The organism is Streptococcus parasanguinis (genome assembly GCF_047463195.1).
GTDB lineage: Bacteria > Bacillota > Bacilli > Lactobacillales > Streptococcaceae > Streptococcus > Streptococcus parasanguinis_R.
The window spans coordinates 1-5,511 of sequence record NZ_JASHEI010000017.1 but is presented as its reverse complement, the minus strand read 5'-3'; the positions used below and the strand labels follow the sequence as shown (position 1 = coordinate 5,511).

General features: G+C 36.5%; 7 protein-coding genes. 3 read left to right on the top strand and 4 right to left on the bottom strand.

The features are described from left to right. The first annotated feature begins 550 nt into the window (after positions 1-550). The 3 genes from QM870_RS10175 (at position 551) to msr(D) (ending at position 3,907) form a co-directional block, all read left to right on the top strand. Positions 551-721 carry a hypothetical protein gene (locus tag QM870_RS10175; protein WP_000873143.1) on the top strand — a complete coding sequence of 57 codons (171 nt, stop codon included), beginning with the start codon at positions 551-553 and terminating at the stop codon, positions 719-721. Positions 722-1,106: 385 nt separating this feature from the next. Further along, complete coding sequence (mef(A), locus tag QM870_RS10170) at positions 1,107-2,324, top strand: macrolide efflux MFS transporter Mef(A) (protein ID WP_000417519.1); 1,218 nt, start codon at positions 1,107-1,109, stop codon at positions 2,322-2,324. Positions 2,325-2,443: 119 nt separating this feature from the next. Further along, a complete protein-coding gene (gene msr(D), locus QM870_RS10165) occupies positions 2,444-3,907 on the top strand; it encodes an ABC-F type ribosomal protection protein Msr(D) (RefSeq protein WP_000420313.1) in 1,464 nt (487 codons plus the stop codon). Positions 3,908-4,024: 117 nt separating this feature from the next. On the opposite strand, the gene QM870_RS10160 is transcribed toward msr(D), so the two are convergent. From QM870_RS10160 to QM870_RS10145, 4 genes are read right to left on the bottom strand one after another with little or no spacing between them, the layout of a single operon-like run. Further along, positions 4,025-4,324 carry a DUF5960 family protein gene (locus QM870_RS10160; protein ID WP_001072467.1) on the bottom strand — a complete coding sequence of 100 codons (300 nt, stop codon included), beginning with the start codon at positions 4,322-4,324 and terminating at the stop codon, positions 4,025-4,027. Beyond that, entirely contained in the window at positions 4,311-4,679 is a 369-nt protein-coding gene (locus QM870_RS10155; protein ID WP_000567222.1) for a hypothetical protein, read from the bottom strand. The genes QM870_RS10160 and QM870_RS10155 overlap by 14 nt, the downstream gene beginning before the upstream one ends. Positions 4,680-4,691: 12 nt before the next feature. After that, positions 4,692-5,027, bottom strand: a complete 336-nt coding sequence (locus tag QM870_RS10150) for a DinB/UmuC family translesion DNA polymerase (RefSeq protein WP_000806926.1) — start codon at positions 5,025-5,027, stop codon at positions 4,692-4,694. After that, positions 5,024-5,269: a hypothetical protein gene (locus QM870_RS10145; RefSeq protein WP_001813542.1), complete on the bottom strand. Its 246-nt coding sequence runs from the start codon at positions 5,267-5,269 to the stop codon at positions 5,024-5,026. The genes QM870_RS10150 and QM870_RS10145 overlap by 4 nt, the downstream gene beginning before the upstream one ends. Positions 5,270-5,511: the final 242 nt, after the last annotated feature.

The window sequence follows — 5,511 nt, the reverse complement described above, 5'->3', positions numbered from 1 at the left end:
CATGTTGAGGCGGTAAGTTTGCTAGTCAAGGAGTAAAACGACGAAGATTAGCATTTACTTCCGCCCATGCGATAGCTGTCCGTGATTGACAAGTGCTAGCACGCAGACAGAACGGAGATAGCGAACCGCTGAGTGTGTCGCTCTGCTCGTAAAAGCTTAGAAACCTTTGAACGAAAGGGATAATGAAAGCCTTGATTGCAAGGCTTTTTGCTTTATGGTGGGTAAGTATCAGAGTGAGAAAATTTTTGGAATGAGTAGAAGTGATAGCTAGAAATTATCAGTTTCTATTTCCATTTACCCTGTGGGTACGTGTTTGTTTCCATTGACAAGGAGTTTGTGGGAATAGAAATGTACCCACCTTGTTTGAATCAAGTGAAGTGTAGTTGAAGGAAATCTGTTGAAAGCAATACTTCATTTTACCGAATAAGTAATAATTTAGGCAACTTCAAATCGATTAAAAAAAACTATTTTAAAGGTTAAGAGTAGACAAAAATTGTCCACTCTTTTTTGCAAACTCAATTTATCAATAAATGAAATGAGGGAATGTAAAATGAAATATTTTGAGGTTGAGTTAGAAAATCCTGATGAATTTTTAAAACTACAAACAGAAGATTTTGTGAAAGCTAATCGCTTGCTACTAAGGAAGATAATCCAGAGCGTTACAGTCTATGAAGAAAACTTCGTCATATCCTTTAAATCTGGCATCGAATTGGAAGTATGAGTCTCATTCCATAACTTTTATATTGAACATATCATCTTGTTGTGTTATACTATAAATTGATATAAACAAAGATGTAGGAGGAACCGAAACTATGACAGCCTCAATGCGTTTAAGATAAGCTGGCAATAAAAAAAGCAGAATCTATACCCGATGATAGGCTTTTTTGTTGTGCTTATTTATACGATATTGAGCATTCATTAGTTACGGTGAGGATATTGGTTATTTAACTATACCTTTATTTAACTATGTCTTTAATATGAATGTTTCCAAATTGTATGTATGCAGACCAAAAGCCACATTGTGGGGTTTGGCCTGCATTTTTTATTGCCTAGAATGCTATTCAAAATAGAAATTCAAGCAAAATAATATGCAGGAGATAATATAAATGGAAAAATACAACAATTGGAAACGAAAATTTTATGCAATATGGGCAGGGCAAGCAGTATCATTAATCACTAGTGCCATCCTGCAAATGGCGATTATTTTTTACCTTACAGAAAAAACAGGATCTGCGATGGTCTTGTCTATGGCTTCATTAGTAGGTTTTTTACCCTATGCGATTTTGGGACCTGCCATTGGTGTGCTAGTGGATCGTCATGATAGGAAGAAGATAATGATTGGTGCCGATTTAATTATCGCAGCAGCTGGTGCAGTGCTTGCTATTGTTGCATTCTGTATGGAGCTACCTGTCTGGATGATTATGATAGTATTGTTTATCCGTAGCATTGGAACAGCTTTTCATACCCCAGCACTCAATGCGGTTACACCACTTTTAGTACCAGAAGAACAGCTAACGAAATGCGCAGGCTATAGTCAGTCTTTGCAGTCTATAAGCTATATTGTTAGTCCGGCAGTTGCAGCACTCTTATACTCCGTTTGGGATTTAAATGCTATTATTGCCATCGACGTATTGGGTGCTGTGATTGCATCTATTACGGTAGCAATTGTACGTATACCTAAGCTGGGTAATCAAGTGCAAAGTTTAGAACCAAATTTCATAAGGGAGATGAAAGAAGGAGTTGTGGTTCTGAGACAAAACAAAGGATTGTTTGCCTTATTACTCTTAGGAACACTATATACTTTTGTTTATATGCCAATCAATGCACTATTTCCTTTAATAAGCATGGAACACTTTAATGGAACGCCTGTGCATATTTCTATTACGGAAATTTCCTTTGCATTTGGGATGCTAGCAGGAGGCTTATTATTAGGAAGATTAGGGGGCTTCGAAAAGCATGTATTACTAATAACAAGTTCATTTTTTATAATGGGGACCAGTTTAGCCGTTTCGGGAATACTTCCTCCAAATGGATTTGTAATATTCGTAGTTTGCTGTGCAATAATGGGGCTTTCGGTGCCATTTTATAGCGGTGTGCAAACAGCTCTTTTTCAGGAGAAAATTAAGCCTGAATATTTAGGACGTGTATTTTCTTTGATCGGAAGTATCATGTCACTTGCTATGCCAATTGGGTTAATTCTTTCTGGATTCTTTGCTGATAAAATCGGTGTAAATCATTGGTTTTTACTATCAGGTATTTTAATTATTGGCATTGCTATAGTTTGCCAAATGATAACTGAGGTTAGAAAATTAGATTTAAAATAAACAATATTGGAGGAATATTTATGTATCTTATTTTCATGTAACTCTTCCTGCTAAAATCGCAGGGTTTTCCCTGCATACAAGCAAATGAAAGCATGCGATTATAGACAGGAGGAAATGTTATGGAATTAATATTAAAAGCAAAAGACATTCGTGTGGAATTCAAAGGACGCGATGTTTTAGATATAAATGAATTAGAAGTATATGATTATGACCGTATTGGTTTAGTAGGAGCAAATGGTGCTGGAAAAAGCACTTTACTCAGGGTACTTTTAGGAGAATTAACTCCCCCAGGATGTAAAATGAATCGTCTGGGTGAACTTGCCTATATTCCCCAGTTGGACGAAGTAACTCTGCAGGAGGAAAAAGATTTTGCACTTGTAGGCAAGCTAGGTGTTGAGCAATTAAATATACAGACTATGAGCGGTGGTGAAGAAACAAGGCTTAAAATAGCACAGGCCTTATCGGCACAGGTTCATGGTATTTTAGCGGATGAACCTACGAGCCATTTAGACCGTGAAGGAATTGATTTTCTAATAGGACAGCTAAAATATTTTACAGGTGCACTGTTAGTTATTAGCCATGACCGCTATTTTCTTGATGAAATAGTAGATAAAATATGGGAACTGAAAGATGGCAAAATCACTGAGTATTGGGGAAACTATTCTGATTATCTTCGTCAGAAAGAGGAAGAACGTAAGAGCCAAGCTGCAGAATACGAACAATTTATTGCGGAACGTGCCCGATTGGAAAGGGCTGCGGAGGAAAAGCGAAAACAGGCTCGTAAAATAGAACAGAAGGCAAAAGGTTCTTCAAAGAAAAAAAGTACTGAAGACGGAGGGCGTTTAGCTCATCAAAAATCAATAGGAAGTAAGGAAAAAAAGATGTATAATGCTGCTAAAACCCTAGAGCACAGGATTGCGGCCTTAGGAAAAGTAGAAGCTCCGGAAGGCATTCGCAGAATTCGTTTCAGGCAAAGTAAAGCATTGGAGCTCCATAATCCATACCCTATAGTCGGTGCAGAAATTAATAAAGTATTTGGGGATAAGGCTCTGTTTGAAAATGCATCTTTTCAAATTCCGTTAGGAGCAAAAGTGGCGTTAACTGGTGGTAATGGAATCGGAAAAACAACTTTAATCCAAATGATCTTAAACCATGAAGAAGGAATTTCTATTTCGCCTAAGGCAAAAATAGGTTACTTTGCACAGAATGGTTACAAGTACAACAGTAATCAGAATGTTATGGAGTTTATGCAGAAGGATTGTGACTACAATATATCAGAAATTCGTTCAGTGCTAGCATCTATGGGGTTCAAACAGAACGATATTGGAAAAAGTTTATCTGTTTTAAGCGGTGGAGAAATTATAAAATTGTTGCTTGCTAAAATGCTCATGGGTAGATATAACATCCTAATAATGGATGAACCCAGTAACTTCCTTGACATACCAAGTTTAGAGGCTTTGGAAATACTAATGAAGGAGTACACCGGAACTATCGTGTTTATCACCCACGATAAACGATTACTCGAAAATGTAGCAGATGTAGTTTATGAAATTAGAGATAAGAAAATAAATCTGAAACATTAAATTTAAGGTAGTCGCTGGTCAGTATAGTCTGTTCTGGTTGGCGACTCCATTGTTAAAGAGTATAAAGACTTTAGATTTTATGAATATTAAAAATAGGAACAGTCAATTGAACTGCTCCTATTTTTCTGCTAAATATATTGTAGTTTTCTTATATGTATAATGATAGATTAGCGGATTCTCATCTACGGTACTTACTTCAAATATGAAGAAGTGATCGCGGTTATCTCTGGACTTTTCCTTATTGAGGACAAAGTAATTCTTACGTGAAGTCGCCATTGTTTTTAGGATATCATCAGTTAGGAAGGTCAATGGAATATTCATGTTAGAGTAGCGGTAGAAGTCACGTTCAAAATCTTGGTAGCTCTCGCTATAATAGTCCATTTGTAGGTGATTACGCTGAAACTCAAGCTGATTCATAGAGCACCTCCTCGACAAGTTCAATACTAATAATGTCTTTTAATTTCAAATTGATGTGACCTGTTGTAGTTTTTATCAAAATGAAATCTTTGGTCAGACTTGGTATTGTTCCAGTGTAGGAAACACGCTTGTTTTTTTCAATCACTTGAATGCGTGTGCGTAGCTGCCCGGCGTATACTTGACTGAGGAGTAATAATTTCTTCTCTAGTGATAAGTCAGACATGTACGTTACTTTGTTTGTATCATCAGAGAGTGCTGATGCATGTTCAGATAGGAAAAAGCCCATCCATTTTTGCATCTTTGTATCCTGGTACTCTCTTGCTGATTGAAATGGTAAATATGAACGGTCAATCATATCAAATCCTTTCTATGCAGAGGCAAGGGTATTTTTATCAAATTGAATCGTAAAACCTTGAATTCCCCCACCTGTGTAACATTCTTTAAAGCGATTGATTACCTCAGTATAGATTATCACAGATGAGCTTGTTGGCTTAATGCTAAATGTAAATTCCAATGGTAATCGGTTTTCAGATTTAGCATGTACTAGTCGTATCGATATTTCAGTTGTTTTGAGTTTTCTCTGACGAAGTTTTGAAGTTGCTGTTTCAACGATTCCATGTAAAAATCTTTCAAGCATTTCAATATCATTACATCCTTTGCTACGGATTTCTGAAAATTGTACTGTATTTTTTTCTTGTTTCATTTTAATCCCTCCAATCCACCCGCGGAATGACCACCGATAAGTTTACTGCGTTCAATATTTCTGGAACCTTCAGTTAGGACGGTTCCTTTTTGTATGGCTAAAAAACCAAACTGTTCTCTGACAACATCAATAGCTGTCTGAAGTCTATTATCTTTTTCAATTTGTTCTACATCATCAAAGAGTGATAGTAGAGTATAGCTTTCATCTACGAAGCCACTATAAGATACACCAATTTGTCTCACTGCACCAGAGGTGTATTTTTTCGGAATAATACAAGTACATGACTCACCATTGTTTTGGGGAGATTTGCGGGTTCAATTTTATTCTGAGCATTTATAGATTTTTTCATCTCAGTCCTAGAATAGCCAATATGAATAGAAACGACAGTAGTCAATACTAGGGCTACTGTTCCGTTCCACAGTATCATTTAAAAATCATTTTCACACCCTTTCGTCTATTAGTATAGAAGAAAGCTCTCAGCACA

Bases quoted from the DNA above. Each gene is read 5' to 3' on its own strand.
- QM870_RS10175 (WP_000873143.1), top strand. From the start codon at position 551: ATGAAATATTTTGAGGTTGAGTTAGAAAATCCTGATGAATTTTTAAAA.
- QM870_RS10160 (WP_001072467.1), bottom strand. From the start codon at position 4,324: ATGAATCAGCTTGAGTTTCAGCGTAATCACCTACAAATGGACTATTAT.
- QM870_RS10155 (WP_000567222.1), bottom strand. From the start codon at position 4,679: ATGATTGACCGTTCATATTTACCATTTCAATCAGCAAGAGAGTACCAG.
- QM870_RS10150 (WP_000806926.1), bottom strand. From the start codon at position 5,027: ATGAAACAAGAAAAAAATACAGTACAATTTTCAGAAATCCGTAGCAAA.